Consider the following 25,421-nt stretch of genomic DNA (forward strand, 5'->3'; position numbering starts at 1 on the left):
TATAGCCAGCAAACCAAGCCTGACACGTCACTTTAAGAACCTATATGCTCTTAAACGCTCCCATCGATGAGTTACTCCCCCACTTTTGGAGCATATAAGAACATATGCGTTCTTACAGGTTGCCTTCCAAGGCTGCCACGCCGCTTTAAGAACCTATAAGCTCTTAAACGCTCCTATCGATGAGTTACTCCTCCACCATTGGGCCGCCCCTCTACTCTCTATTCCACCGTCAAACAAAAAACGAGGTGGACAAATCTCCACCTCGCATCCAAACCCATTAAAATATTTTCCGACCAGCCGCATCGGCAATGCCCGATTTACGATAGAAATACGTATTGATCACGTCGCGCCAATGCTTCGCATGATCAGCTTGAAAGGCCAATCGCTCAGCGACATGCGCAAACCTTGCTTCATCGATTTTGCCGGCCAAACCAGCCCAATCCCGCAACATCTGATCAGCTTCCTCCGCACCCGCAAAATGGGTATCGTAGATATGCTGAATGACCGTCTTGCCAGAATGGAGTAAATGGGTATAAGGCACATGATGGAAAAATAACAGCAGCTCGTCTGGACAAGTGTCCAAACTATCATACTGCGAACGGTTTGGTTCATTATACTGTGCCGTATATCCTGTTCCACTCGCCTGCGTCCGGTCAACTCCGATACCGTCACGATCTGCAAAATGGTAGGTTCCCCATCTTGAATACTCGTAGCCATCGACATCCGGACCAAAATGATGGTTAGGCGTGATCATCCAGCCTACGCCAAGCGGCGCCGTATAGCTTTCATATAACAGCCACGACTTCATCAGCATGTCACCGATTGCTAAAGCTATCTCAGGATCATTGCCAAACGTTGCGGCTATCCACTCGTGCGAAATCTCCTCGGCTGTTAAAGCCGGGTTCCACACTAGCCGGCCATATCCGTAAAGATTGGCTTGTGCGAGAATATGCCCTGTCCAGCTCTCTTCATTCCCAATATTGCTTACTGCTGCAATTCCGCTATATTTCATGCCGTATAATGTACCATCCACCACTCGCTTAACTTCAGTCGATGCACCTTCCGCATAAGTATCGAAATCCATTACCTGCTTCCACTGCGGGACGAGATAGCAAAGATGCTTCTGTTGACCGGTATATTCTTGCGTGATCTGGAACTCCATCATCTGGTTCGTTTTCTTCATCGCGCCAAACAACGGGGATACGGGCTCGCGAACCTGAAAGTCCATCGGTCCATTCTTAATTTGTAGAATGACATTACTCCGAAAACGACCATCGAGCGGTTTAAAATGGTCAAATGCCGCACGCGCTCGATCGATCTTCCGATCACGCCAATCCTGCATGCAGTCATAAACAAAGCAGCGCCATATGACGATGCCATCGTGAGCTTCCAGCGCTTCAGCCAGCATATTCGCTCCATCTGCATGGTCGCGTCCATAAGCAAATGGCCCCGGCCGATGCTCAGAATCTGCCTTCACCACGAAACCACCGAAGTCAGGAATAAACGCGTAAATCCGTTCAGCCATTTCCTTCCACCACTGCTTCACACCAGCATCCAGCGGATCCGCAGTGGCCAGACCTCCGATTTGCAGAGGCGCAGCAAAGTTAACGCTTAGAAACAGCGTAATTCCGTACCTGCGGAAAATGTCTGCAATAACCGCAACAGCAGGAAGCTTTTCCTCTGTGATGAACATCGTTTCAATCGCATGAACATTCACATTATTGATAGAAATCGCATTGAGGCCAACGGATGCGAGCATTCTTGCATAATCGTTTATTCGATTAAATTCACTCGTTATTTCTCCATTTTGATAAAAAATAGACTGTCCTGCATACCCTCGCTCTACCGAACCATCAGCATTATCCCACTGATTAATCATTCGAAGCGACATGGCTGGAGACTCCTCGGCATTCAGTTCTTTCACTGGCTTACCGGCGCCTAATAGACGCAGTAAATGAAATACACCATATAATACGGCTGTATCTGATCCGCCGACAAGAGATAAATTGCCATGGCCTTGCTGAGAGCTGTACCGCAGCATATATCCCGCTTTGGACGGCTCCCATCTATCAGAATCCATCAATACGGAGTCCACCATAATATGAAGAAAGCCAGCCGTCGCAGGCTCAGCCCGCTCCTTTACTGCCGGGATTATGCCGATTAAGGCATGAATACCATGCTGCAGCTCTTTGATTGCCGTTTCCAAAACGCCAGTCGCCACGCCACTAAAGACGATCTGACCAAAAAGAGCCAAATACTCTTTTTTCAAATACAAATCCTCTATTCGCTGAGGATTTAGCCAAGCCTTATACGTGTGACTGTCCATTAATTTGCGTGCCTCCTTGTAAGCTGGCTCAGAGAGATGAGTGCTGCTTCATGACGCGCCAGAACGAACCTTTTGGCTCATGGTTCTCATCAAATAGCATTGGCCAATTTTTCCGTCCACGTACAGGAAAATCACTGAGCCACGTATAATCATCCGCCGCTCCCCAGAACGTAACCGCATCAATATGATTGCGATATTCCGTCAGCAATTGAAAGACAACCTCATATCGTTTCTCCTGCAGCTCCAGCATTTCTTCAGTAGGCTTTGCTAAGTCGGTTCGTACATCATCATGGCGGAACATCGATATATCAAGCTCTGTTAATTGCAGTCTTAGGCCAAGTGAAGCGTACTTCTCGATAGCAGCCCGTATTTCATCTAAATGAGGATGATATAAGCTCCAATGCGCTTGAAGGCCTACGCCATGAATCGGGACATCCTGCTCGAGCAGCGATTTAACCAATTGATAGATTTTATCGCGTTTCAGAGGGTTCGACTCATTATAATCATTGTAGAAAAGCTGAGCTTTAGGATCTGCTTCATGTGTGAATTCAAACGCTTTGGCAATATAGTCCACTCCGGCGATATCCAGCCATTTGGTTGGACGCAGCATAGCTGCGCCTTCGTCAGAGATGACTTCATTTACGACGTCCCATGCATAAATATCATCTTTATAACGGCCAACAACAGTATGAATATGCGATTTCAATCGATCCAAAAGCTTCTCGCGGCTAACCGAGCTGCCATTCGTTTCTTCAAACAGCCAATCGGATGTCTGATTATGCCAAACCAGTGTATGCCCTCTCATTTTTTTCCCATGCTCTCTTGCAAATGCGACGATTTTGTCTGCCTCTTCGAACGTATAGGTATCTTCGGAAGGGTGCAAGCTAACAAATTTCATTTCATTCTCAGCAGTCAAGCTGTTAAAATGGGTGGCTATGAGATCGCGAGCCTGAACAATCGTACGCGGATTAACTGCTGCGCCTATATCAAATGAATCTTTAAATGCTTCGTATAACTTAGGAATAGAACTGGCTGCATGGCTGCTCATCTTATTTCCCCCTGTCTATTAACCTTTCACGCCGCCTACGGTCATACCTTTTACAAAGTATTTCTGTAGAAACGGATATACCATAATGATCGGCAAGGAAGCCACAATCGTCATCGTTGCCCGGATGGCGAACGGCGTTACTGTATTGGCTCCTGAATTGCCGGCATTGGCGAACGCATCGCCCGCCGTCTTCGTCGTCAAGGAAGCATTGGAGTTTTGCAGAATTTTTTGCAGCTCATACTGCAGCGTACTGAGATCGATATTCGAGGAATTGTACAAGAACACGTCAAACCACTGGTTCCACTGATACACTGCCGAGAAAAGCGCAACAGTCGCGAGCACAGGAACGCAAAGCGGCAGGACGATGCTGTAAAACATTTTAAAATCGCCAGCTCCGTCTATTCTCGCAGACTCCAAAATGCTCTCAGGCAGCCCTTCAATAAAGGAACGAATAATGATTAAGTTGAATACACCGATCAAACCTGGGAAGATGTATACCCAGAAGTTGTTAAGCAAACCCAAATCACGGATCAATAGAAAGTTTGGAATGAGCCCGCCGTTAAAATACATCGTCAAAATGAACGCAATCGTCACGAATTTCCTAAGCACATACTCTTGTCGAGTAATCGTGTAAGCCACCATCGCTGAACAAAAGACAGTAGCTATCGTTCCAATCACCGTTCGAAGGATGGAAATTAGCGTCGCATGAAAAATCGTTGCTTCCCTAAGTACGTAGCTATAATTGTCCAGTGTCCATATCCTCGGCAGCAAATAAATACCGCCCTTAATCGAATCCGTCGCATTGTTGAGCGATACGGCGGCTGTATTCAAGAAAGGATATAAGGTCACAACCATCAGTAAAGTAAGAAATATATAATTGCAAATATCAAATATGAGATCGCCGCGTGATGAGCGGATGCGGCTTGGTTTGTTTGATACAGCTTCCGATGCCGAATGACTCATGTTGTACCCCTCCCTCTAAAACAGTCTGGACTCGCCCATACGTTTTGCAAGATTGTTCGCTGCGAACAATAAAATAAAGCTGATAATGGTTTTAAACATGCCCGCTGCAATTGATAGCGAGTAGTTGCCTTGCGCAATCCCGTATTTAAGAACAAATATGTCAAGGTTTTCGGAAAAATCGACGTTCATGCCGTTCCCCAGCAAATACTGCGGCTCGAAGCCCGATTCCAGCAAATACCCGATATTCATAATGAGCAATACGATAATAACCGGTTTGATACCCGGAAGCGTTACATACCACATCCGTTTAATTCGGCCTGCTCCATCCATCTCTGCTGCTTCATATTGCGCAGGGTCAATCATCGTCATTGCCGCTAGGTAGACGATTGTATTCCAGCCTACATCTTTCCATACAGAGCTTGCTCCAAAAATGGTCCAAAATTGCTCGGGTATACCGAGAAATAATATTTCCTCGCCTTTTTCCACAAAGCCGGTCCAAAGCAGCATTTGATTGATGATGCCATCTGGAGATAACGTTGTTTGAATAATGCTTGCCGCAACTACCCAAGAAATGAAATGGGGCAAATAACTGACCGTTTGAACAATGCGTTTAAAAGCAACCTTCCTGACCTCATTTAACAACAAAGCGAGTGTGATTGCCGTAACGAAGCCGAGAACCAGATTGATTCCGCTCATCGCCACCGTATTTCTCAAGACACGAATAAACCGTTCGTCTTCGAACAAAAATTTAAAATGATCAAACCCGATCCATTTCTGCTCACTGAAGCTTTTCGCTGGCTTATAGGCTTGAAAGGCGATCGTCCACCCCCATAGAGGCATATATTTAAAAATAAACAACCACGCTAGAAACGGTACAGACATAAGAACAAGCACTCGTTGCTCAATGAGCTTTTTTGCAAAATTCTTCAGTCCCGACGGCTTCTTAGGCAGCACCAGGTTTGACGATGACATATCGGGCTTATGTTCCATCTTGAATCTCTCCTTCCGGACTGAATGATGCTGGATAGCAAGCAAAACGTTTTCGGCGACCTCTGGACGCTGAAGCAGCTTTGACGGAGAAATATAAGCCTTTTATAAGCTAACAAACTTATAAATTCTTATATTTAAAGAAAGGCCGGCATTTTGCATCCGCAAACCGGCCTTTCACCGTTCCTTCTATATTATTGCTTGGATGCTTCGATCAATTTTTTTACTTCATCTGTTGTCCATTTCTCGTAAGCAGCCGTATCGAGCTTGCCGAATGCATTTGTGTACTCTGTCCATACTTTTTCAAAGTCTGCTGACTTTGCAAGGACAAGCTTAGGGAAATATTTTTTCGTAAGCTCATCTTTTTTCGTTTCCCAAATTTGCTGCGGAGAACCTTGCTCTTTCGCGATGCCCCAAGCCGGGTACCATGGACGATCATCTGGAGCAGCGAACAACTCGGCATATGTTTTAACGCCGTATTTATCAAGAATGAGTTTATCGCCTTCCGTCAAGCCCATTTGGAATACTTCAGGCTGTGTACCAGGAGCAACCGAATTTCCGTCTGGAAGCGAGGAACCATTTCCATACAAAGGCCAGTTCCATGAATAATATTTAAAGCCGAATGATACGTTGAAATCTTCGTTAATTTTCGCGATTTGTTCAGCTGTACGATACATACGGCCCTTATCGTCTACTTCATACGTTTCGCCTTTAATGCCCCATCTTTGAAGAATTTGGTTCTCGTCTGTCAACAAATTATCCAAGTATTGAATAATGCGAACCGAATCTTTCGCGCTTACAGTAATACCCAAACCACGGTTTTTAACAAAACCTGGAGGATCTAAATATTGATCCTTCTGTCCGTCGAATGTAACTGGAAGTGGGAAATAAACAAAATCGTCCTGTGCTGGATCTACCTTAGCAGCGTCCCTAAGTGCAGCTTGCGCATTGTTAAACTGCCATCCATAGTCGAAGAAACCTACTACCTTATGCGAAGTCAATTTCGCCAAATATTGATCGTAATTGTCTACGAAAGATGCTTTATCGAAATAACCGCCAGCATTCATATCATTCAGCTTCTGCAACCAACGTTTTGTGTTGTCATCTGCTGCATAGGTTTTTGCTTCAAACGTGTTCATATCCACGATGACGTTTCCGTCATTCGGGTAACCTGCCAAATGGTTTGGAGGGTTGGAAGTTGCGAAAAATCTCCAGTCATGTGTTAAAGAAACGATACCTGTCAAATCTTCATCTTTATGCTTGTCTACGAAGTTTTTAATTAAATCCATGTAAGCATCAAGAGTTGTAACTTTTGGATACCCTGCTTCTTTCAAAACACGTCTTTGAACCCAGAAAGCACCTTGGTTAATATTCGGATCTGGAATATATTCACCTACTGTGTTGGAAAACGGCAGGAAGTAGATTTTTCCATCTGCAGCTCTCATTTGGTTGAAATATTTACCGTATACACGTTTGATGTTCGGACCATGTTCTTCAATCAGGTCGTCCAATGGAATAAACGCACCCGCTTCAAGAATTTTGTCTATTGCTGCATCCGGAATCATAACATCTGGATAAGCGTTGGATGCGATCATCGTTCCGACCTTCGTGTTCAGATCGCCAACCAAATGCTCGATTTTAAAGTTAACACCCGTTTGATCCTCCAAAATTTTACCAATCGTCGTCTCGTTGCTGTTAATGTCCTTAGCTGCTGCAACACCATTGAAATAAGAAAAAGTAACTTTTTCAACCGGCTTATCTGTTTCTTTCCCTTCACTTGCAGTATTTGCAGGAGTGTTCGTGCTGTTAGTTGGCTTTGCTTCTCCGCCATTGCCGCTGTTCGAGCATGCAGCAGTAAAGATCATAAAGGCAGTCATACAAGTCAATAATATTTTCTTTTTCACTTTCCCCAGCCCCTTTCGAGTGCAACTTATTTTGTAAGCACTTTCATTATAAGTAATTCAAAATACTTTGTTTACCCAATAAACTATAGTTCAAACTTTAAAAAACATATACGATATTCGTTTTATGGGCATCTCATATTTCAACAGGAACTGCAACCCGAATAAATGTACCTTGTCCAGGCTCACTCTCAATTAATAGTTGAAAACGATCACCATAAATCAGTTTCAAGCGATAAATAACGTTTTGAACGCCAATTCTTTCGCCCAGCTCTTCGTCGCTTTCCAAATAGCCATAAAACTGTTTTACTTTTTGTTCATCCATGCCAATCCCATTATCTCTGATCGAGAAAATTAACGTGTCCGCCTCGCGTTCAACTTGGACCTGAATGCTGCCTCCATGTCTTAGCGGCTCAATACCATGGATGCTGGCATTTTCTACGAAAGGCAAAAACATCATTTTGGGCACCATGCACTCTTTAGCAGCAGGATCTATGTGGATGTCGTAATTCATCCGATCTTCAAATCGATATTTCTGAATTTCGAGGAAACACAAAATAAATTCAATTTCCTCACTAACCATAACGCGGTCTTTGCCCCAAGTGAGCGAGGTTCTAAATATTTTCGCCATATTATGAATGATCTTGGCCGTCTCCATCTCGTCCTTAATCAAGCTTCGCATTCGAATCGTTTCCAGCGCATTAAATAGAAAATGAGGATTGATTTGGCTTTGCAGCGCATTCAGCTGCGCTTTCCTCCGTTCGAGCTCTAATGTTTTGGTCTGAATGTCCGCGATATACACATCATCAATCAAGCTTTTCACTTGTATCGTCATCCGATTGAATTCGCTCGTTAATTGTCCGATTTCATCCAGGGATTCACCCTGCTTAATCGTATCGAAGTTCTGGTTTTTCACTTTTTTCATATGCTGCAAAATGCGAACCAACCGCTCGTGCAGTGAACGTGAAATCCATAATATAATCAGCGTTGGGATGAAAAAATTTAAACAGGCCAGCACAAAAACAAATTCTCTAGACTGCCTTACGTCCTTCAGCACCTCTTCCTCCGAAATCGTCCCTACAATGCGCCAATTTTCCAAATAACTCACATAGGAATTCGTTGAAGGAAATTGGATGGAATCCTTTGGAAAAACCAATTCATCAAACGATACTGGTTTTCCGCTCCAGTCCACCTCAGGGTCTGTCGTATACTCCACATGACCTTTATCATCAATTAAATAAATGTTGCCTTGCAGGTTCTGATTTCGAAATATTTGGTCAATCGTGCTCGTTTTCAAGTCGATTTTCAAATACTTTTGCCATTTATTTTTAGATTCAAAATAATTCATTTCACGGATAATGCTGAATGTATTCCGCTTGTCCGCGCCATCGCTTTTTAGATATAAATCCTCCTGCTGCGTTCGGATGAAGATTGGGTAAGAATTGTTTCTTTCCTTCAACAATTGATACCAGTCAGACTGCTTAATTTCGTTTGATAAATAACCAACGCCGCCTGAATGCAGCATTGTTGGATTTTCCACGAAAATTTTTATGCTTTGAATGGAGGCATAAACAGGAGTATAGCTATTCAAAATTCTCCGGAAATACGTATCATAAGCTTCAACATAAGCAGCCGGCTCTTGATAGTCCGTCTCTAAAATTTCGTTTAAATTGTAATCCGTATAAAACACAGCGGAAATGGTCACGGCATCCTCGACTTCGGCGCGGAATTCGTTGTTGATCTGTTCTACTGCTCGTGTAATATCTTTCATCCGTTGATTTCTCACATTATCCGTCGTCACATTATAAAAAATAACGTTGGTTAACACGATTGGAAGAAACACCGAAAAGATATAAAGGATGAGCAGCTTATTCCGCAGACGAACATTGTTGAGACTTAGGCTCAGCTTCACGGATATTCTCCTTTTCTTGTGATAACGGATGGTTTAAGAAACTACGCCTACAAGAGCTTATTTCGGTATTCTGTAGGAGTCATATGCTCGATCTTCTCGAATTGCGTAACAAAATAATCTGCATTGCTGAAGCCAATTTTCTCCGCAATCTCATATATGCGCATCGTGCGCGATTGTCTCAGCAGCTTTTTGGCCTCATTTACCCTAAGCTGAAGTAAAAATTCATTAAAATAGACGCGGTATGTCTTTTTAAATAATTGGCCTAAATAGACCGGATTGACATAAAATAACGCAGCAATGCTCTTCAAGCTAATGTTTTGCGAATAATTGGCTTCAATGTAGCTTTTAATTTTTTGAATATCGCTTTTCAGCTGTTCCTTCCTAAGCTCAGCAATACTTTGCTGACTCTCTTCGATAAATGCATGAAACAGTTTTTTTAGTTCACCGAGCGATAAATTAGAATCATGCCAGTTAAGCAGCGGTCCCAATGTATGCAAGGAGTTTTCATCCCCCTCCATATTGCGGATCGTTTTCAAAATCCCCATCAAGCATAGCTGGATATTCATCTTAACCGCTTCTGGAGCATATCGTTTCTCGCGAAAATCTATAAACCATTTATCAACAATTGTTTTCACTGCCTCCAGCTGCAGCTCTTCCATTTGCTCCATAAATAAATTAAATTCAGCAGGATCAAACCCGATATAATTGAGCCTCTCCAGCTTTTTTTGATCGAAGCTAACGATGCGATTGTCCTCGTTTATATATTTGTATAAGCTGGCTTCCTTGGCGGTCTTGTACGATTCTCGGATCTCCGACAAATGTTGAACAGCAGAACCTGCGTAAAGAAATACGCCTTTTCCCAAATGTGCATCCAGCGCATCTCGAAAGGCCGTTAACAATCGCTCGAGATCTCCGCCCCATCTTGCCAGCAAATAACTAGGCAGCAAAATCCCGATACGATTGCGATGCTCATTTAAGCAAATGGGCTGATCTGCAGAAGTTATACGCGTAAGCTCTTGTTGAACGAGCTCCTTGAAGCGCGCGTAGGGAACTTTCTCCTCATATGGATGCCAGTTGTAGTTGTCGTTCAGCTCAGCAAGCAAATAATATAAACGATCAGCTTCTCTCAGGTTCAAACGCTGCTCCCAGCCTGCAATGGACGCCTCGCTCGCTTCACCGAGAATGAGTGATTTAATCATTTCACCGCCCAGCAGCCGTTCATTTCTAGCCTGTTCCTCTTGCTGCAGTATTAATTTATCTTTTAATTTGGTCAACGTAGCGGTGAATTCAACGTCATCGACCGGTTTAACAACAAAGTCATGAACGCCATAACGCATCGCTTGCTGGGCATAATTGAAGTCATTGTAACCGCTAATGATAATAAAATAAGGTACTGCTATATTTTCCAGCATGACGCATCGAATCAGCTCAAGCCCATCTATGACCGGCATGCGAATGTCCGTTATGACCAGCTCAGGCTGCACACGCTTGATCAGTTCAAGCGCATCCTCGCCATTATCAGCTTCCCCTACGATTTGAAAGCCGCAGGTTTCCCAATCGATTAGCTTCATTAAGCCTTTGCGGGTAAATGGTTCATCGTCAACCAGAATTGCACGATGTAAATGCATCAAATTCCTCCTCTTATTAGGGGTTAGACCACTTTAAAAACGGGATCTACAGGCAAGTAATGAACAGGAATAGTAGAATATTTATGGCGAAGCCGATCAGCCAGCAGTTTCATACCCGGCTGCTCGCTTTCGGAATGACCTAGAACAACTAGCGCTTGGTGCCTGCCCAGGTGGACGGCATCCCTTACATACTCTGGCGTCTCCCACTCCGGGCCTTCGCCGTATATGATCAAGTCCAGCTTATAGTTTGCAAATAAAGGAATTGCGTTGTCCCCCCCGCCTCTGTAGCCGGCCAACAATCCAATCCGGCTGCAACTCGTGGATAAATCCCCTACTGTACGCACATAACGGATTCCCAGCTTTTTTTTGATATGCTCGATTACTTGCTCGAGCTTCATCGGTTGAACAGCTACGATTGATGCGGCGGGCAAATGCTCCGTCACATGATCATTCCAATCCAAGGCGTGAATAAGCCCCTCCATAATGCCGTCTGGCTCGTACCGATGCCAATAATCGTGGAAGCGATAAATCGCTAAACCTGATTCTTCAATAAATCGGCTTTTAGCCTTATAAATAGGATCATTCACATAAGTAGATTCCTTGGCATCATGGTGGCTGAAGAAGGTTCCTTCATGCGTAATGATGAGGTTCGCCCCCATTGCGACAGACCATTCGAGCACCTGCTGCGAGGCCATAAACGCAACGACAATGCCCTTGACTTCCGTTTGTGGATTTCCGAACTTTAACGTATCCACGCTGCCTGCAATTGGAGTAACAGGGGCCAATAAATCATCCACAACATTTTGTATTTTTATCATTTTATAGGTGCACCCCTTCAGATTTATTATGACATGTAATTGAATAAAAAGATGAAATAAAGCGTATTCATGTTTAATTAAATTGTAATTTCAAAAAATAAACTGCACAATGTAAAAAGTATAGTGTCAACCCTATAAACTATATATTTTGCAATACAAAAAAGGCGATTACTTCCGAATTATTTTCGGTAAGCAATCGCCAAATTATGTTGATCGTTTCAGTTCAAAAATGATGGAATGCTAACGGCCTATAGTCTTTCCTTCACCCATACCGCCATCTCGCCTTTGCCGCGATTCGCCCATGCGTAATAGGGAATAAACGTAACATCCGTCGGCTCAAGAGCTGCGTCTGCGTTGGTGCGGTAAAGCTGAGTGCCCCAATCCTCGAATTGAAGCTTCAGCGCCTGCGCCTTAATCACTTGGATGCCGCCAATCAGATGTTGTTCAAACGTTTCCTCCAGCTTGGCATCCTGCGGCAGAAGCAGCTGCTGAAGCTGCTTGCCGTTGTCCGCCTCCTCTAGGCAATAGACGAGCGGCCCGCGCTGCAGTGCTACTTTACCAGCATTTTGCTTCACTAGCGGATGGCTTCTTACTCGTAATATAGGCATATCGAGTGCAAGCTCCACAATATCGCCGGACGTCCACTCCCGGTAAATTCGCGCATAGCCGTCCACGATTTGATTCGCAAGGGAATACACTTCTCCGTTTATGAGTATCGCTGCATTGGAAGACCAGTCCGGTATACGCAGCGCCAAAGTGAATACTGCCGGCTCGCCGAGTGTCACCTCAAAACGTGCTGACCCTGCCCAAGGCATATTGGATTGCTGATGAAGCTTGATTTTTGTATCTCCTAATGAAAGCTCTATTTCTCCGCCGATATACAGATGCGCATAAATGGTATTTCCTTTTGTGGAATATAAATACTCGCCCAGCGAAGCAAGCAACCGAGCAATATTCGGCGGACAGCAGGCGCAGCCGAACCATTCTTGGCGAACAGGCTTCACATGGTTAAAGTTTTTGTTTCTTCCTTCACATACATCCGGCGTTACCTCCAGCGGATTCACATAGAAGAAATGTCTGCCGTCACGCGACATGCCTGCAATAACGGTATTGTACAAAGCACGCTCCATTACATCTGCATAGCGGCTGTTAGGCTCGAGCTGAAGCATGCGATGAGCGAAGAATATAAGGCCAATCGATGCGCAGGTTTCTGAATATACCGTATCATTTGGCAGATCGTAATCGAATGAAAAAGCTTCGCCCTGCGCCATTGATCCAATTCCGCCAGTAATGTACATCTGCTTTGAGGCTATGTTGTCCCACAATCTGCGGCATGCTGCAAGCAATGACTCGTCGCCCGTTTCGCGTGCAACATCCGCCATACCCGCAAGCATATAAACGACACGCACTGCATGGCCAACCGCTGCTTCTTGCTCACGAACAGGCAAATGCGCCTGAAAATAATCCGCTTCGATATGAATCTTATTATTGCTCCAATGCGAAGTTCTGCCCCTGCGGTCAGCCTCTGCTTCGAAGAAGCTGGGCTGCTGGCCGCGTTTATCAATAAAGTAGCTGCTCAGCTCCAAATATTTGCGTTCACCCGTTGTCTCATATAGTTTCACAAGTGCCAGCTCAATCTCTTGATGACCGTCATATCCTGCAATTTGACCTGGTCCATCACCAAACACGACAGCAATATCATCTGCGATCCGGCATACAATTTCAAGCAGCTTCTTCTTGCCTGTTGCTTTATAGTAAGCTACGCCAGCCTCGATCATATGGCCTGCGGTATAAAGCTCATGGCACTCCGTCAAGTTTGTCCACTTCTTGCCCGGCTCTTTAATCGTATAGAAGGTATTCAAATAACCGTCAGGCTGCTGCGCCTTTTCAATAATGTCGATCATTTCGTCAGCAATTTGCTCTAGACCAGCATCTGGCTTTGTCTCAAGCAAATAAGCGACCGCCTCCAGCCATTTGGCTACATCGGTATCTTGAAATACGAAGCCGTAAAAATCCCCTTTTTCTAAACCTGCCGCAATTTTAAAATTACGAACCGCTCCGCTTCGTTCGGCTCCCTCTACTTGATCATTTATAGCATCCCATTGATAGGGTACAACAACATCCCTAACTAAATTAATATAATAATTCCAAAATGAATCTTGAATATTGATCTGCTTAAGTGATACGGGTTTGGCATGGTCCTTGCTTGCGATTTGCTCCATTTATTAAAACCCCTCTTCCGATATGAATAACTTTCATACTGCTGATCTCTATTTTATGGGTTAAAATAAAACTTAAATACAAATGAAAATAACTAAATACTTATAAAATTTCACACAAGCAGGGAGTGTAATTAATTATGATAGCAGCATCGGAGCATATTTATTTTGCAGCCCCTCCACTTCCTTATTACTTAGAGAGCGGCGTTACGAATCACGAACGGGGCGATCAGCATCCGAGCCGGAAGCAGCTAGGCGTATTTGATCTTCTTATCGTAGAACATGGCTGCTTATTTATAGGCGAGGATGAGCGGAAATGGCAATTAACAGACGGGCAAACCTTGCTTCTGCTGCCTGACCGCTATCACTATTCCGTAAAGCCTTCTGAGGAAAAAACACGCTTTTACTGGGTTCATTTTCAAGCGGTGGGGGAATGGCAGCAAACGGAGCTCGATCACTCAGGCATTAACCAAGAAGAGCATTACAATCGTTTTCTAACTTCTCCTTACTCCCTTCACCTGCAGAAAGCATGGACGCTCCCCTATCCAGAGCAAGCGTTTCGCTTAATGCGAACGCTGAACAAAGCTGGAGGAGAGCGTCAGTCGAGTGCATTCTGGACGCAGCAGCAGACATTCGAGGAGCTGCTGCGCATGATGGACCTGCGGCAAAATGACAGCTATACAAGCCCCATTGTCACTTTAGCTGAGAAAGCGGAGGCTTATATAAAAAATAATTATCGATTTGAAATTTCAAGCAAAACGATGGCTGAAGCTCTCAATTTTCACTATAACTACATTACCCGCTGCATGAAGCAGGTGTATGGCATGACGCCTATCGACTATTTATCCAAATATCGGCTTGAGCAAGCCAAGCTGCTACTGCTCAAAACAGAATGGCCGATCGCAGAAATCGCACAATATGTTGGATTTGAAAATGTTCCCTACTTCTCCAATTGCTTTACGCAGCAAATCGGGCTGCCGCCTACGAAATTTCGCAAGCAATATACGACGTAATTTAAGACGATAACGTTTGCTTCAACCAATCGTAAGCCAGTCGGCCGCTTATTTCATGCTTACCCGGAAATACGTCCGTTAAAAGCTTGTCACCAGCTCCATCCGCCTCATAAATGGCCTGAATCTCTGCTTCCGCCTTCCGAAAACCTGCCACCGGAAAAATCGGATCATTTTCTCCAGATTCAAGAAATAACGGACGCGGAGCAATTAATCCGATCAATTCCGGCAGCTCCGCGTGAACGAGTAAACTTGGCGTGTAATTATCAATGCAATGATGAACGGCAAAGATGCTGTCTTTGACTGTGTTCGCGAAGCCAGTCAATACCGTTGCCTTTATGCGCGCTTCCAGCACGGCCGTCACAAACCCAATTAAACCTCCGCCAGAAAAACCCATGAGGCCAATCCGATCAGCATCAACCTCTTTACGCGCAGACAAATAATGAAATGCTTTTAACGCTTCTGATACGCGCAGGCCGGTCAATGTCTTGCCAAGCATCATCAGCTGCGTTGACAGCCGGTAGCACGAGCTTGGCGTATCTGGATTAAGCGCAAGATCGGCATGGAGCCTGCGCTCGCCGAAGCCGATGACGTCTGGTGCGATCACGACCATGCCCCGTTTCACAAGCTGAATAGCAAAATGCTGATGGCTGCCCGGATCTTCATCATCTTGTGATCCATCCTGCCGCAAACCAACAATTTGTCTGCTTCCATAACCATGACCATGCAGTGCCAGCACACTCGGCTGCGGCCCCTGCACATCACTCGGAATAAGCACATACGCGGCAAACGTCAGCTCTGGCGTAGCCGACAGCTCCACCCGTTCGCGAACATATCCATCGCATTGAACGCGTTCCAGCACCTTCGGTATATGTGCGGGATTAGGCTCGAACTGGCCTACCAACTCTCGCAGCGCTGATTTCAGCTTCGGCCTGCGTTCATTTCGGAGCTGCAGAGTCCGAAGCTGTTGATGCCGAGCAATGGCTTCGTCATATAGCTTCGTTAAATAAGAATCACCATTCCACATCGTGATCTCTCCTCTTTGTCTGCGTTTTTGTTGTCCTCTTCCCTACATTCTGTTGTCTTTAAGAAAATTCAAGCAAAGCAGTTGAATCTTTATTCTTAATGTTGTATATTTATGCAATACAATGAATAACCGGGAGGCTCGTAAATGATTCAGATGGAAAAGTCAGCAACAAAGGCATTATTAGAAACGGCGGAGAAATCGGTTCTTTTTACGGCGCACCGTCCCAGCGTCGTGATGGAAAAAGGCAAGGGTATGTTTTTGTGGGATACGGATGGAAATCGTTACTTGGACTTTGTCGGCGGCTGGGCGGTTGCAAGCTTGGGGCATTCCCCTGCTGTATTGCAGGAGGCATTGTCACGTCAGGCTTCAACGCTTGTTCATGCAAGCCCCGGTTACTATAATAAACCAATGATTGAATTCGCCGAGATGCTGACCAGCGTCAGCGGTATGGATAAAGCTTTTTTTGTAAGCAGCGGTGCTGAGGCGAATGAAAGTGCAATTAAGCTCGCAAGAAAACATGGCTCTGTTAATTTGAATGGAGCATATGAGATTATTACGTTAACGAACAGCTTCCACGGACGCTCGCTAGCTATGATGTCTGCAACTGGGAAAGCAAAGTGGAAGGATCTATACGCTCCTAAGGTCGAGGGCTTTAAGCATGTACCTATTAATGACCTTGATGCTTGCTTTGCTGCGGTTACGAACAACACCTGTGCAATTATGGTCGAGCTCGTGCAAGGGGAAGGCGGCGTTCATTCCGTAGATGAAGCGTATTTGTTCGGATTGCGTAAAATATGCGATATGTACGGCATGTTGTTAATATTTGATGAAATACAGACGGGGATGGGCAGAACAGGCAAGCTGTTCGCTTATGAGCATTACGGTATTATGCCTGATGTCATCACCATAGGCAAAGGCATTGGTGCTGGCTTTCCGTTAGCGGCGATGCTGACAAAAAGCAAATATGATTTATTTGAGCCGGGAGATCAAGGCGGAACCTATACAGGAGCCCCGCTTGCCATGGCTGCAGGTTATGCCGTGCTTCAGGAACTGCTGGAGCAAAACTTGGCAAACAACGCTAAGGTGCAAGGCCAATTTCTAGAAGGCAGCCTTCGCGATCTTTCTCACGAATTTCCGATTGCGAATATTCGCGGCAAAGGGCTTCTGCTCGCATTTGACGTACCCGAGAACACCGCTGATGAGCTTGCTGCGATTTGTATGCGTGAGGGACTGCTTATCAATGCACTGAATTCATCTACCATTCGCCTCGTTCCTCCATTAATTGTAACGCAGAAGGATATCGATCTCATGATATTCATCCTGCGCCGCTCTTTCCGTCAGCTGCTTGCTGCCAAATAATGACTCATTCGTAACGAGCCAGCTGATCCAGCGAATGCTGAATCAGCTGGTTTATTGAAGTGAGCTCTTGCGCTAGCCTCAGCTGCACAATCGAATCCGCGTCTCAACCTTCTACCAATTCAGCGCATTGCCTGCATAATCCACGTATTCACAATCTGCTGCCGCAGCATCCAAGCTTATGCGAGCTTCAACTAGCTTTAGAATAGAGGAAGCCGATTGCTCAGGCGTAAGCGTTGCTGCAGCATCTAACTGGCCCTGCATATACGTCTGCACCCAGCCTGGGTGCACAACCAGTACACGGCCACCTAGCTGCTTGATGCCATTATGGATCAGCTTGGATTGCATGTTCAGCGCTGCCTTTGACATACAATACGCATACCAGCTGTCCCGGTAGCAATCACTTATGCTGCCCGCCTCCGACGATATATTGAGCAGAAACTTTGATTCTCCCTTGAGCAGGAGCGGCATAAAGGTCTGGCTCATCCGCAAGCTCCCAAGTGTATTCACATTAAAAACATCAAGCATTTCCGCATAATGAAGCGGATCTAGCACCGTTGCTGTAATGTCTCCCAATATCGCTCCGTTATTGATTAATAGATCCAGCTGATCCGTCCTTGCAGCTGTTGCTTCGAACGCCCTTGCCACACTCTCATCACTTGATATGTCCAGCTGCAGCACCTGCAGCCGATCTGCATGTGCTTCTTTTAACTCATTAAGCTGCGGTACATGGTCCGCATATCGTCCAGCAAAAACGTCATATTCTAGCTCAAGCAAGCATTTCACGAGGGCCAAGCCTACTCCTCGATCTGCTCCGGTGACGAAGGCTGTTTTTTTCAATACAATCACTCCTATTATACTTATTGAAATCATTGCGAATGATGGATAAGCTGCTCCGCATAATCTAGTTACGGTTGTAATGCGCCTAATTAGCAGGAGGGCTCCCATTTTGCGTACACGAGTTGCCAAAAAAGAAGAATTTGAAATATACATTGTTCCCGCCTGGAAATGGAAGGAGTTCATTGCCTTTGAGCTCATCGGCGGCGCGGCATTTTATTTGTTATGCCGAAAAGCAGTGCATTCCGAGCTATTCGGCATAGCCGCGAATATAGCTGGACCGCAGATGCTCAAATTTTTGATGGCTGCTTATCGCTTGGATACAAAAAAACGTCCCACAGCCCCCGCTGAGCTAGCGGAATTGTAGAACGTTTCAAGCATGCTAGAAGCCGAAGTAAGCTTTCGCGTTGCGATAAGAAATATTTTGAACCATTTGACCCAGCAGCTCCATATCTTCCGGCGCCTCTCCATTCTCGACCCATTCACCTAGCAGATTGCAGAGCAAACGCCGGAAATATTCATGTCTGGTGTACGAGAGGAAGCTGCGAGAATCGGTCAGCATGCCAACAAAGCGGCTAAGCAGTCCTTGATTGGCAAGCGTATTCATTTGATCAAGCATACCATTTTTTGTATCGTTGAACCACCATGCAGAGCCAAGTTGAATTTTCCCAGGCACCCCGCCCCCTTGGAAGCTTCCAATAATGGATCCCAGTACATCATTGTCCTTGGCATTCAGTGAATACACGATTGTTTTTGGAAGCGCGTCGTCCATATCCAGCGCATCAAGCAGCCTTGTGAGCGGGTAAGCTACGTCGCTATCATTGATCGAATCAAATCCTGTATCCGGTCCGAGCTTGCCAAACATGCGCGAGCTGTTGTTTCTAGCCGCATTGATATGGAACTGCATCGCCCAGCCGCGCTCGGCATACAAACGTCCCAAGAAGAGCAGCGTGAACGTCTTGTACTGTTTCTCTTCTTCTAGGGAGACCGTTTCCTTGTTCAAGGCTTTGGCAAAAATAGCAGCAGCATCAGCCTTCGTTGTCTCTGCATACGCAACATAGTCCAGCGCATGGTCAGATACTTTGCAGCCCGCCTCAGCGAAAAACTTTACTCTTGCCTCAAGCGCATCAAGCAGCGCATCATAGCTGTCGATCGTCGTTGCAGCCGCCTCTTCAAGCTTGCCAACCCATTCTAGAAAAGTAGGACGATTGATTTCCAGCGCTTTGTCAGGCCTGAAGGAAGGCAGCACCTGTACGTTAAAATCATCTAAAGCTTTGATCGCGATATGATACTCCAGCGAATCAACAGGATCATCTGTCGTGCAGATGACCTCAACCTTGGACATATTGACCAAATCACGCGCTTTAAATTGGCCTGTCGCGAGCTTTGCGTTAACCTGCTCCCATATGGACGGCGCATTTTTCTCATTAATAAGCTCATAAACGTCAAAATAACGACGAAGCTCCAAATGCGACCATTGGTATAGCGGATTGCCGATCGTTTGCGGAACGGTTTTGGCCCATGCTTCAAAACGCTCGTAATCGGTTACTCCCTCGCCGCCTGTTACAAAACGCTCTTCTACTCCATTCGCACGCATTGCCCGCCACTTGTAGTGATCACCGTACAGCCATGCCTCCGTAATGTTCTCAAAGCTTTTATTCTCAAAAATTTGCTGCGGACTCAAATGGCAATGGTAATCAATGATCGGCATGTCCTTTGCAAAATCATGATACAGCTTAATCGCCGTTTCGTTTGACAACAAAAAATGATCGTCCATAAATGGCTTCATTTAAGCTTCCTCCTCCGCAACCTAGTTATGAAATTTCACAAGCTCATCAATTTGTACTGCGAGTCCCGTCTGGATAGAACGGTTCGCTGCAATGCCCGTTAGAATCGATCTTGCTCCATCAATATGATTCGCCGCCCTATGGAATGGGTCCTCTACAGGCGTTCCAAACAGATCGTTCAGCAATACCGGATCACCGCCGCCATGACCGCCAACGCCTTCCTCTACCTCAACCTCGTAAGGAGCTGCAAACATTGGAAATACTTTAATCGACTGCTCTTTCAGCGCGCCCTCATCGGATTTCTCGCCGCCGGAATTCACATACGATTGTTCCACGATATTCATCTCGATGCGTCCCTTTGTTCCATTAAATGCAATGCGGTAGCCTTCCCATGGCAAATATGCGTTTAAGGAGTAGGTTAAGATCGCATTGTTTTTGTAGCGGACAAGCACGCCCATCGTATCTTCAATATTAATGCCGTCACCGAACACGCTTTGATCGCGGCGGTAGCCGTCCTCATGCTCCGCGTCCAAATACATCGCTTTCAAATGATCATTTTTGTCCAAATGCAGCGCAAATGGATCATTCTCAGCTAGCGGATTTCCCGTCGCGCGCTCATAAAATTGCGTCTCCCCGCGCTGCTCTGCATTTTCGCGACCATAGAACAAGAGATCACCAAAGGCAAATACCGACTCCGGCTGCGAGCCGATCCAGAAGTTCACGAGATCAAAGTGATGCGTCGATTTGTGCACCAGCAAACCGCCGCTGTTCTGCTTGTTGCGATGCCATCTGCGGAAATAATCTGCGCCATGCTGCGTATTCAGCAGCCATTCAAAGTGAACAGAGGTTACTTTGCCGATTGTACCATTAGCAATCAGTTCTCTTGCTTTCGTATGATGCGGCGCATACCGATAGTTGAACGTCACACGCACATTGCGGCCCGTCCGTTCAACCGCATCCAAAATTTGCTGGCATTTTTTCTCATCCACCGTCATGGGCTTCTCGGTTACAACATCACAGCCAAGCTCCAGCGCACGAATAATGTACGTATGATGCGTCCGATCCATGCTCGTAACGATGACCGCATCCGGCTTCTCCTGCTCAATCATTTGTTCAAATTCATTTGACTTGTACGTTTTTACAGCCTCATGGTTATATTTATCAACTAATATGCGATTCGCATAGTCCATCCGAGTTTGGTTAATATCACAAAAAGCGAGCAGCTGCGACGTTTCTTTGAAATCGGTTGCAAGAGCACCGTAGAAAAATTCTGCCCTGCCGCCGCTGCCTACCAATACATACCGTTTTTTTGTCATACTCATTATTCCTCCTCGATTCCAATTACCTTCATATTACTGCATGATAGTGATATAATTCTCTGCATATCCTGCTCTATTTCGATCAAACACCGCTTATTTTGCGATAAAATCAAAAGGAGTACATCCCTAATGAGCATCCAGCCCGACATCTACAGCTTTGGCTCTATATCCGACCTATATATTGAGTATACGAAGCGAACAGCACCCTACACGATGGAATACAATCACTACCACGACTATTATGAAATCTACTATATGCTGTCAGGGCAGCGGATTTATTTTATACGTGACCGTTCCTATTCCGTTGAGCAAGGCGACCTCGTCTTTATTTCGAAGCATGAGCTGCACAAAACGATGCAATCCGGCGATGCCGCTCATGAACGAATCATCATACACTTTGATGATGCCATGTTGAGCAAATTGGCAGGAGTCCATGCCAACTTCTTATTGACGCCATTTGAACAGCAATCCCATATTATTCGTATGCCTATGCAAGAGCAGCTGGCGACAGCACAATTAATGAGCAGAACGCTCTCAGAGATCAGACAGCAGCCTGCTGGCTTCGAGCTGTTTCCTGCATTTGCTGTAACGGAGCTTCTGCTGTCTGCAGCTAGACATATTCAGCAGCATGAGCCAGTGCCTCTGCACCACGCAACTCCCATGCATGCCAAAATTTCAGAGGTTATCCGCTACATTAACGCTCACTTTGGGGAGATGCTGCGGCTTGACGAGGTCGCAAAACATTTTTTCATCAGTCCTTATTATTTAAGCCGCATGTTCAAGGAGCTGACAGGTTTTACCTTCTCCGATTACATCATTCTGACCCGCATGAAAGAAGCCCAGCGTCTGCTTCGCGAGTCCGATAGTAGCATTACCGATATTGCCGCTGCGGTTGGCTTTGATAACTTCTCCCACTTCGGTAAAACCTTTAAAAAGATAACTCGCCTATCTCCGCGTCAATATCGGAAGCAATATAGGTAAGAGAATTTAAGTGAAACAAATTTTTGTCGTAATTTCATACAAATATGGTCATTAAATTACACTAAAAATAAGCATAAAACTGTGTTAAATTATAGCTGTTGTCATAAATTTATATATGCAATGCAAATTCGCTAATAGATGCCCAGGGAGAGATGAACCTATGATTCGAATCGGTAAAATTAGTTATTGGCATGTACACGCATGGGATTATACGAAGCAAGCTCAGGAGCACCCTGGTACGGAAATCGTTGCTGTATGGGACGAAATCGCGGAACGCGGTCAAGCAGCTGCCGAGAAGCTTGGCGTTACTTTTCATTCCGATCTTAATGAAATGTTGAGTCGCGATGATATTGACGCAGTTATTGTTGACGCTCCAACTTTCAGACACCAAGAGGTTATCGTAGCAGCGGCTAAAGCCGGCAAGCATATTTTCACAGAGAAAGTTATTGCCCCAACTCTTAAAGAAGTAAATGTTATACTAGATGAAGTAGCTAAAAATAATGTAAAATTAACTGTATCGCTGCCTCGTCTAAATGACGGCTATACACTGGCGATTCGCGATATTTTGTCACAAGGCGTACTTGGAAAAATCACACTGGTTCGTGCTCGTCTCTCACATAACGGAGCAACAGCGAACTGGCTGCCTGAACACTTCTACAACCTAGAGCAATGCGGCGGCGGTGCTTTAATCGATTTGGGCTGTCACCCTATGTATTTGACTAGACTTTTCTTGAATGAGATGCCAAAAGAGGTTTCTGCTCACTTTGGTTATGTGACTGGCAAAGAAGTAGAAGATAACGCAGTTGCGGTATTGAACGCGCCATCTGGAGCAATCGGAATCGTAGAAGCCGGCTTCGTTAACAATCATTCACCATTTACGCTTGAGGTGCATGGAACTGAAGGAACGCTATTGTATGGCAATCCTGAGAGCCAGCTGCTACTTCGCACTTCTACACCAGGAGCACAATCGTCTGAGCAATGGACGGCACAAGTGATTCCGCCGAACAGAGAAAGTGCATTTGACCAATGGGTGCAGCACATCGAGAACAACACGTCCGCTGACGAAAATGTAAGCCTTGCCATTGACTTAACAAAGCTGATGGAAGCTTCAAACCGTTCTGCTAATGAGCACCGTGCAATCCGCATCGATGAGCTGAGCGAGTAATACGACACACATAATTTGAACGACTCCAAGGAGTGATCGGCATGCCTAACTTCCCGTATGAGGTCATGCATGAACGCCAGGATGCGCTTGAACGCCTGGAGCTGTGCATCAGATGGGGACCCTACGACATCCATGTACTGCGCTTCCATCTGACGCAATTTCCTCCCGGCAGAATGATTGGATTTCATAAGCATGCGGAATATGAATTTCACTTCATACCGCAGGGCAAAGGAAAGGTCATTATTAGCGACCAGGAGTATGCGTTAAAACCTGGCATGCTTTATTTAACCGGACCTGAGATCATGCATTATCAAGAAGCAGACCCGCTTGAAGCGATGGATGAGCTTTGTCTGCATGTCGATATCATTGATCGCACCGAGCAGAATAACGGCGAGGATGTTCATTCCTATGACGACTGGGAAGCTGCTGAAGCGCGCAATTGTATCGAGAAGCTCAAGGCGCTTCCATTGTATCCAACAATGGATCTTCATCAAGCGATGCCTCGCTTTCTTGAAGCGTATCAAGCTTGCAACGATAATTTTGTCGGCAGCTATACTACCATTAAGCAGACAGTTATCCAGATTTTAATGCGAGCGGTCCGTGCTTATGAAACAGCAAGTGAACAGAAGCATTTTCCAACGCGGGATATGAAGGCTTATCGTTATCGACTCGCCTTGGAGTATATTTACGCTAACTATGACGGCTTCATCACGCTTGAGGACGTTGCGGACAAGCTTAATTTAAGCTCTCGGCAAATTCAGCGATTATTCAAAGAGCTTCATCACGGACATACATTCAGCCGTATTCTTGAAGACATTCGGCTAGCTGTCGTATGCCGTGAGCTGCTGGAGAGTTCGCATTCGGTGGAGAAAATAGCTAAGTTATCCGGTTTTGCCGGCGGCAACTATTTACACGCTGTATTTCGCAAGAAATTCGGCGTCACTCCTTCCGAATACCGCAGAAATGCTCGTCAAACCGTTTCTCAATAAAAAAATTCATTATACTACTAGGAGGCTTTATAACATGTCTAAAGTATACAAACTTGCTATTATTGGCTGTGGCGGAATTGCAAACGGTAAACATCTACCAAGCTTGAAGAAACTTAAAAACGTTGAAATCGTTGCATTTTGCGATATCGTTGAACAACGTGCGATTGACGCAGCTGCTCAATACGGTGCAGAAGGCGCGAAAGTATACACGGATTACACGGAGCTGTTGAACGATTCTTCCATTGAAGTCGTTCACGTATGTACGCCAAACGATTCACATGCGAACATTGCCATTGCTGCGCTTGAAGCTGGCAAACATGTTATGACTGAAAAACCTATGGCCAAAACAGCTCACGATGCACAACGTATGGTTGACGCTGCTCGCCGTACTGGCAAGAAACTTACTGTTGGCTACAACAACCGTTTCCGTCCAGACAGCCAACACTTGAAAAAATTGTGTGAAGCTGGTGAGCTTGGTGACATCTACTACGCGAAAGCGCATGCTGTTCGTCGCCGTGCAGTTCCAACTTGGGGCGTTTTCCTTGACGAAGAAAAACAAGGCGGCGGACCGCTTATCGATATCGGTACTCACGCACTTGATTTGACGCTTTGGATGCTTGACAACTACAAGCCAAAAGTAGTGCTTGGTACTTCTTACCACAAGCTTTCGCAACGTGAGAATGCTGCTAATGCATGGGGCCCTTGGGATCCTGCGAAGTTCACGGTTGAGGATTCCGCATTTGGTATGATCGTTATGGAAAACGGCGCTACAATCGTGCTTGAATCCAGCTGGGCACTTAATACACTTGAAGTTGACGAAGCAAAATGTACGTTGTCTGGTACTGAAGGCGGCGCGGACATGAAGGATGGCCTTCGCATTAATGGCGAGAAGCATAGCCGTCTATTTGCAACTAAGGTTGATCTGAATGCAGGCGGAGTTGCTTTCTACGATGGCAAAACAGAAAGCGATGCTGATCTCGAAATGAGAATGTGGCTGAAAGCTATTGAAGAGGACACTGAGCCTGTTGTTACACCAGAGCAAGCTTTTGTCGTTTCTCAAATTCTTGAAGCGATTTATGAATCATCCAAAACTGGCAAAGCCGTATATCTATAAGCTATACAAAAGGAACTGCCTCGCTTGGTCTATA

Annotated in this window: 20 protein-coding genes; 7 read left to right on the forward strand and 13 right to left on the reverse strand. The window is 45.4% G+C overall.

Going from position 1 to position 25,421, the window contains the following annotated elements:
* Positions 1 to 277: 277 nt before the first annotated feature.
* From BK120_RS13115 to BK120_RS13155, 9 genes are all read right to left on the reverse strand, one after another.
* Positions 278 to 2,326 (reverse strand): alpha-glucuronidase family glycosyl hydrolase, encoded by a 2,049-nt coding sequence (locus tag BK120_RS13115; RefSeq protein ID WP_076267946.1) that lies wholly within the window; start codon positions 2,324 to 2,326, stop codon positions 278 to 280.
* Positions 2,327 to 2,354: 28 nt separating this feature from the next.
* Positions 2,355 to 3,374: an endo-1,4-beta-xylanase gene (locus BK120_RS13120; RefSeq protein WP_076267947.1), complete on the reverse strand. Its 1,020-nt coding sequence runs from the start codon at positions 3,372 to 3,374 to the stop codon at positions 2,355 to 2,357.
* Positions 3,375 to 3,392: 18 nt separating this feature from the next.
* Positions 3,393 to 4,337 carry a carbohydrate ABC transporter permease gene (locus BK120_RS13125; RefSeq protein ID WP_076267948.1) on the reverse strand — a complete coding sequence of 315 codons (945 nt, stop codon included), beginning with the start codon at positions 4,335 to 4,337 and terminating at the stop codon, positions 3,393 to 3,395.
* A 15-nt stretch (positions 4,338 to 4,352) separates the two neighbouring features.
* A complete protein-coding gene (locus BK120_RS13130) occupies positions 4,353 to 5,327 on the reverse strand; it encodes an ABC transporter permease (RefSeq protein WP_076267949.1) in 975 nt (324 codons plus the stop codon).
* Between the two features lie 191 nt (positions 5,328 to 5,518).
* Positions 5,519 to 7,228 carry a type 2 periplasmic-binding domain-containing protein gene (locus BK120_RS13135; RefSeq protein WP_076267950.1) on the reverse strand — a complete coding sequence of 570 codons (1,710 nt, stop codon included), beginning with the start codon at positions 7,226 to 7,228 and terminating at the stop codon, positions 5,519 to 5,521.
* A 133-nt stretch (positions 7,229 to 7,361) separates the two neighbouring features.
* Positions 7,362 to 9,137: a sensor histidine kinase gene (locus BK120_RS13140; protein WP_076267951.1), complete on the reverse strand. Its 1,776-nt coding sequence runs from the start codon at positions 9,135 to 9,137 to the stop codon at positions 7,362 to 7,364.
* Positions 9,138 to 9,184: 47 nt separating this feature from the next.
* Entirely contained in the window at positions 9,185 to 10,765 is a 1,581-nt protein-coding gene (locus BK120_RS13145) for a response regulator (RefSeq protein ID WP_076267952.1), read from the reverse strand.
* Positions 10,766 to 10,788: 23 nt separating this feature from the next.
* A complete protein-coding gene (locus BK120_RS13150; RefSeq protein ID WP_076267953.1) occupies positions 10,789 to 11,583 on the reverse strand; it encodes a Nif3-like dinuclear metal center hexameric protein in 795 nt (264 codons plus the stop codon).
* Between the two features lie 248 nt (positions 11,584 to 11,831).
* Positions 11,832 to 13,805 (reverse strand): glycoside hydrolase family 127 protein, encoded by a 1,974-nt coding sequence (locus BK120_RS13155; RefSeq protein ID WP_076267954.1) that lies wholly within the window; start codon positions 13,803 to 13,805, stop codon positions 11,832 to 11,834.
* Positions 13,806 to 13,942: 137 nt separating this feature from the next.
* On the opposite strand from BK120_RS13155, the gene BK120_RS13160 reads away from it, so the two are divergent.
* Entirely contained in the window at positions 13,943 to 14,815 is an 873-nt protein-coding gene (locus BK120_RS13160; RefSeq protein WP_076267955.1) for a helix-turn-helix domain-containing protein, read from the forward strand.
* Between the two features lies 1 nt (position 14,816).
* Here BK120_RS13160 and BK120_RS13165 read toward each other — a convergent pair whose 3' ends face one another.
* Entirely contained in the window at positions 14,817 to 15,839 is a 1,023-nt protein-coding gene (locus BK120_RS13165; protein WP_076267956.1) for a dienelactone hydrolase family protein, read from the reverse strand.
* 144 nt (positions 15,840 to 15,983) lie between these two features.
* Here BK120_RS13165 and BK120_RS13170 point away from each other — a divergent pair, with 144 nt between their 5' ends.
* Complete coding sequence (locus tag BK120_RS13170; protein WP_076267957.1) at positions 15,984 to 17,198, forward strand: aspartate aminotransferase family protein; 1,215 nt, start codon at positions 15,984 to 15,986, stop codon at positions 17,196 to 17,198.
* 111 nt (positions 17,199 to 17,309) lie between these two features.
* On the opposite strand, the gene BK120_RS13175 is transcribed toward BK120_RS13170, so the two are convergent.
* Positions 17,310 to 18,044 carry an SDR family NAD(P)-dependent oxidoreductase gene (locus tag BK120_RS13175; RefSeq protein WP_256710882.1) on the reverse strand — a complete coding sequence of 245 codons (735 nt, stop codon included), beginning with the start codon at positions 18,042 to 18,044 and terminating at the stop codon, positions 17,310 to 17,312.
* Positions 18,045 to 18,144: 100 nt separating this feature from the next.
* Between BK120_RS13175 and BK120_RS13180 the strand changes: the two genes are divergently transcribed.
* On the forward strand, positions 18,145 to 18,399 hold the full coding sequence (locus BK120_RS13180; protein ID WP_076267959.1) for a hypothetical protein: 255 nt from the start codon (positions 18,145 to 18,147) through the stop codon (positions 18,397 to 18,399).
* A gap of 15 nt (positions 18,400 to 18,414) precedes the next feature.
* Here the strand turns inward: BK120_RS13180 and uxaC are convergent, their stop codons facing one another.
* Both uxaC and BK120_RS13190 read right to left on the reverse strand, forming a co-directional pair.
* Entirely contained in the window at positions 18,415 to 19,821 is a 1,407-nt protein-coding gene (gene uxaC / locus BK120_RS13185; RefSeq protein WP_076267960.1) for a glucuronate isomerase, read from the reverse strand.
* Between the two features lie 21 nt (positions 19,822 to 19,842).
* Entirely contained in the window at positions 19,843 to 21,135 is a 1,293-nt protein-coding gene (locus BK120_RS13190) for a Gfo/Idh/MocA family protein (protein ID WP_076267961.1), read from the reverse strand.
* A gap of 132 nt (positions 21,136 to 21,267) precedes the next feature.
* On the opposite strand from BK120_RS13190, the gene BK120_RS13195 reads away from it, so the two are divergent.
* From BK120_RS13195 to BK120_RS13210, 4 genes are all read left to right on the forward strand, one after another.
* Complete coding sequence (locus tag BK120_RS13195) at positions 21,268 to 22,119, forward strand: AraC family transcriptional regulator (protein ID WP_076267962.1); 852 nt, start codon at positions 21,268 to 21,270, stop codon at positions 22,117 to 22,119.
* Between the two features lie 160 nt (positions 22,120 to 22,279).
* Positions 22,280 to 23,284 (forward strand): Gfo/Idh/MocA family protein, encoded by a 1,005-nt coding sequence (locus BK120_RS13200; protein WP_076267963.1) that lies wholly within the window; start codon positions 22,280 to 22,282, stop codon positions 23,282 to 23,284.
* Positions 23,285 to 23,325: 41 nt separating this feature from the next.
* The gene (locus BK120_RS13205; RefSeq protein ID WP_076267964.1) at positions 23,326 to 24,273 is read left to right on the forward strand and encodes an AraC family transcriptional regulator; all 948 of its coding nucleotides are present in this window, start codon (positions 23,326 to 23,328) and stop codon (positions 24,271 to 24,273) included.
* A gap of 34 nt (positions 24,274 to 24,307) precedes the next feature.
* Positions 24,308 to 25,387, forward strand: a complete 1,080-nt coding sequence (locus BK120_RS13210) for a Gfo/Idh/MocA family protein (RefSeq protein ID WP_076267965.1) — start codon at positions 24,308 to 24,310, stop codon at positions 25,385 to 25,387.
* The last annotated feature ends 34 nt before the right edge of the window (positions 25,388 to 25,421 follow it).

It is taken from the genome of Paenibacillus sp. FSL A5-0031 (genome assembly GCF_001956295.1).
Taxonomy (GTDB): domain Bacteria; phylum Bacillota; class Bacilli; order Paenibacillales; family Paenibacillaceae; genus Pristimantibacillus.

Excerpts from the sequence above, each read along its gene's own strand:
- BK120_RS13115 (WP_076267946.1), bottom strand. The coding sequence starts at position 2,326 with ATGGACAGTCACACGTATAAGGCTTGGCTAAATCCTCAGCGAATAGAG.
- BK120_RS13120 (WP_076267947.1), bottom strand. The coding sequence starts at position 3,374 with ATGAGCAGCCATGCAGCCAGTTCTATTCCTAAGTTATACGAAGCATTT.
- BK120_RS13125 (WP_076267948.1), bottom strand. The coding sequence starts at position 4,337 with ATGAGTCATTCGGCATCGGAAGCTGTATCAAACAAACCAAGCCGCATC.
- BK120_RS13130 (WP_076267949.1), bottom strand. The coding sequence starts at position 5,327 with ATGGAACATAAGCCCGATATGTCATCGTCAAACCTGGTGCTGCCTAAG.
- BK120_RS13145 (WP_076267952.1), bottom strand. The coding sequence starts at position 10,765 with ATGCATTTACATCGTGCAATTCTGGTTGACGATGAACCATTTACCCGC.
- BK120_RS13150 (WP_076267953.1), bottom strand. The coding sequence starts at position 11,583 with ATGATAAAAATACAAAATGTTGTGGATGATTTATTGGCCCCTGTTACT.
- BK120_RS13155 (WP_076267954.1), bottom strand. The coding sequence starts at position 13,805 with ATGGAGCAAATCGCAAGCAAGGACCATGCCAAACCCGTATCACTTAAG.
- BK120_RS13160 (WP_076267955.1), top strand. The coding sequence starts at position 13,943 with ATGATAGCAGCATCGGAGCATATTTATTTTGCAGCCCCTCCACTTCCT.
- BK120_RS13165 (WP_076267956.1), bottom strand. The coding sequence starts at position 15,839 with ATGTGGAATGGTGATTCTTATTTAACGAAGCTATATGACGAAGCCATT.
- BK120_RS13170 (WP_076267957.1), top strand. The coding sequence starts at position 15,984 with ATGATTCAGATGGAAAAGTCAGCAACAAAGGCATTATTAGAAACGGCG.
- uxaC (WP_076267960.1), bottom strand. The coding sequence starts at position 19,821 with ATGAAGCCATTTATGGACGATCATTTTTTGTTGTCAAACGAAACGGCG.
- BK120_RS13190 (WP_076267961.1), bottom strand. The coding sequence starts at position 21,135 with ATGACAAAAAAACGGTATGTATTGGTAGGCAGCGGCGGCAGGGCAGAA.
- BK120_RS13195 (WP_076267962.1), top strand. The coding sequence starts at position 21,268 with ATGAGCATCCAGCCCGACATCTACAGCTTTGGCTCTATATCCGACCTA.
- BK120_RS13200 (WP_076267963.1), top strand. The coding sequence starts at position 22,280 with ATGATTCGAATCGGTAAAATTAGTTATTGGCATGTACACGCATGGGAT.
- BK120_RS13205 (WP_076267964.1), top strand. The coding sequence starts at position 23,326 with ATGCCTAACTTCCCGTATGAGGTCATGCATGAACGCCAGGATGCGCTT.
- BK120_RS13210 (WP_076267965.1), top strand. The coding sequence starts at position 24,308 with ATGTCTAAAGTATACAAACTTGCTATTATTGGCTGTGGCGGAATTGCA.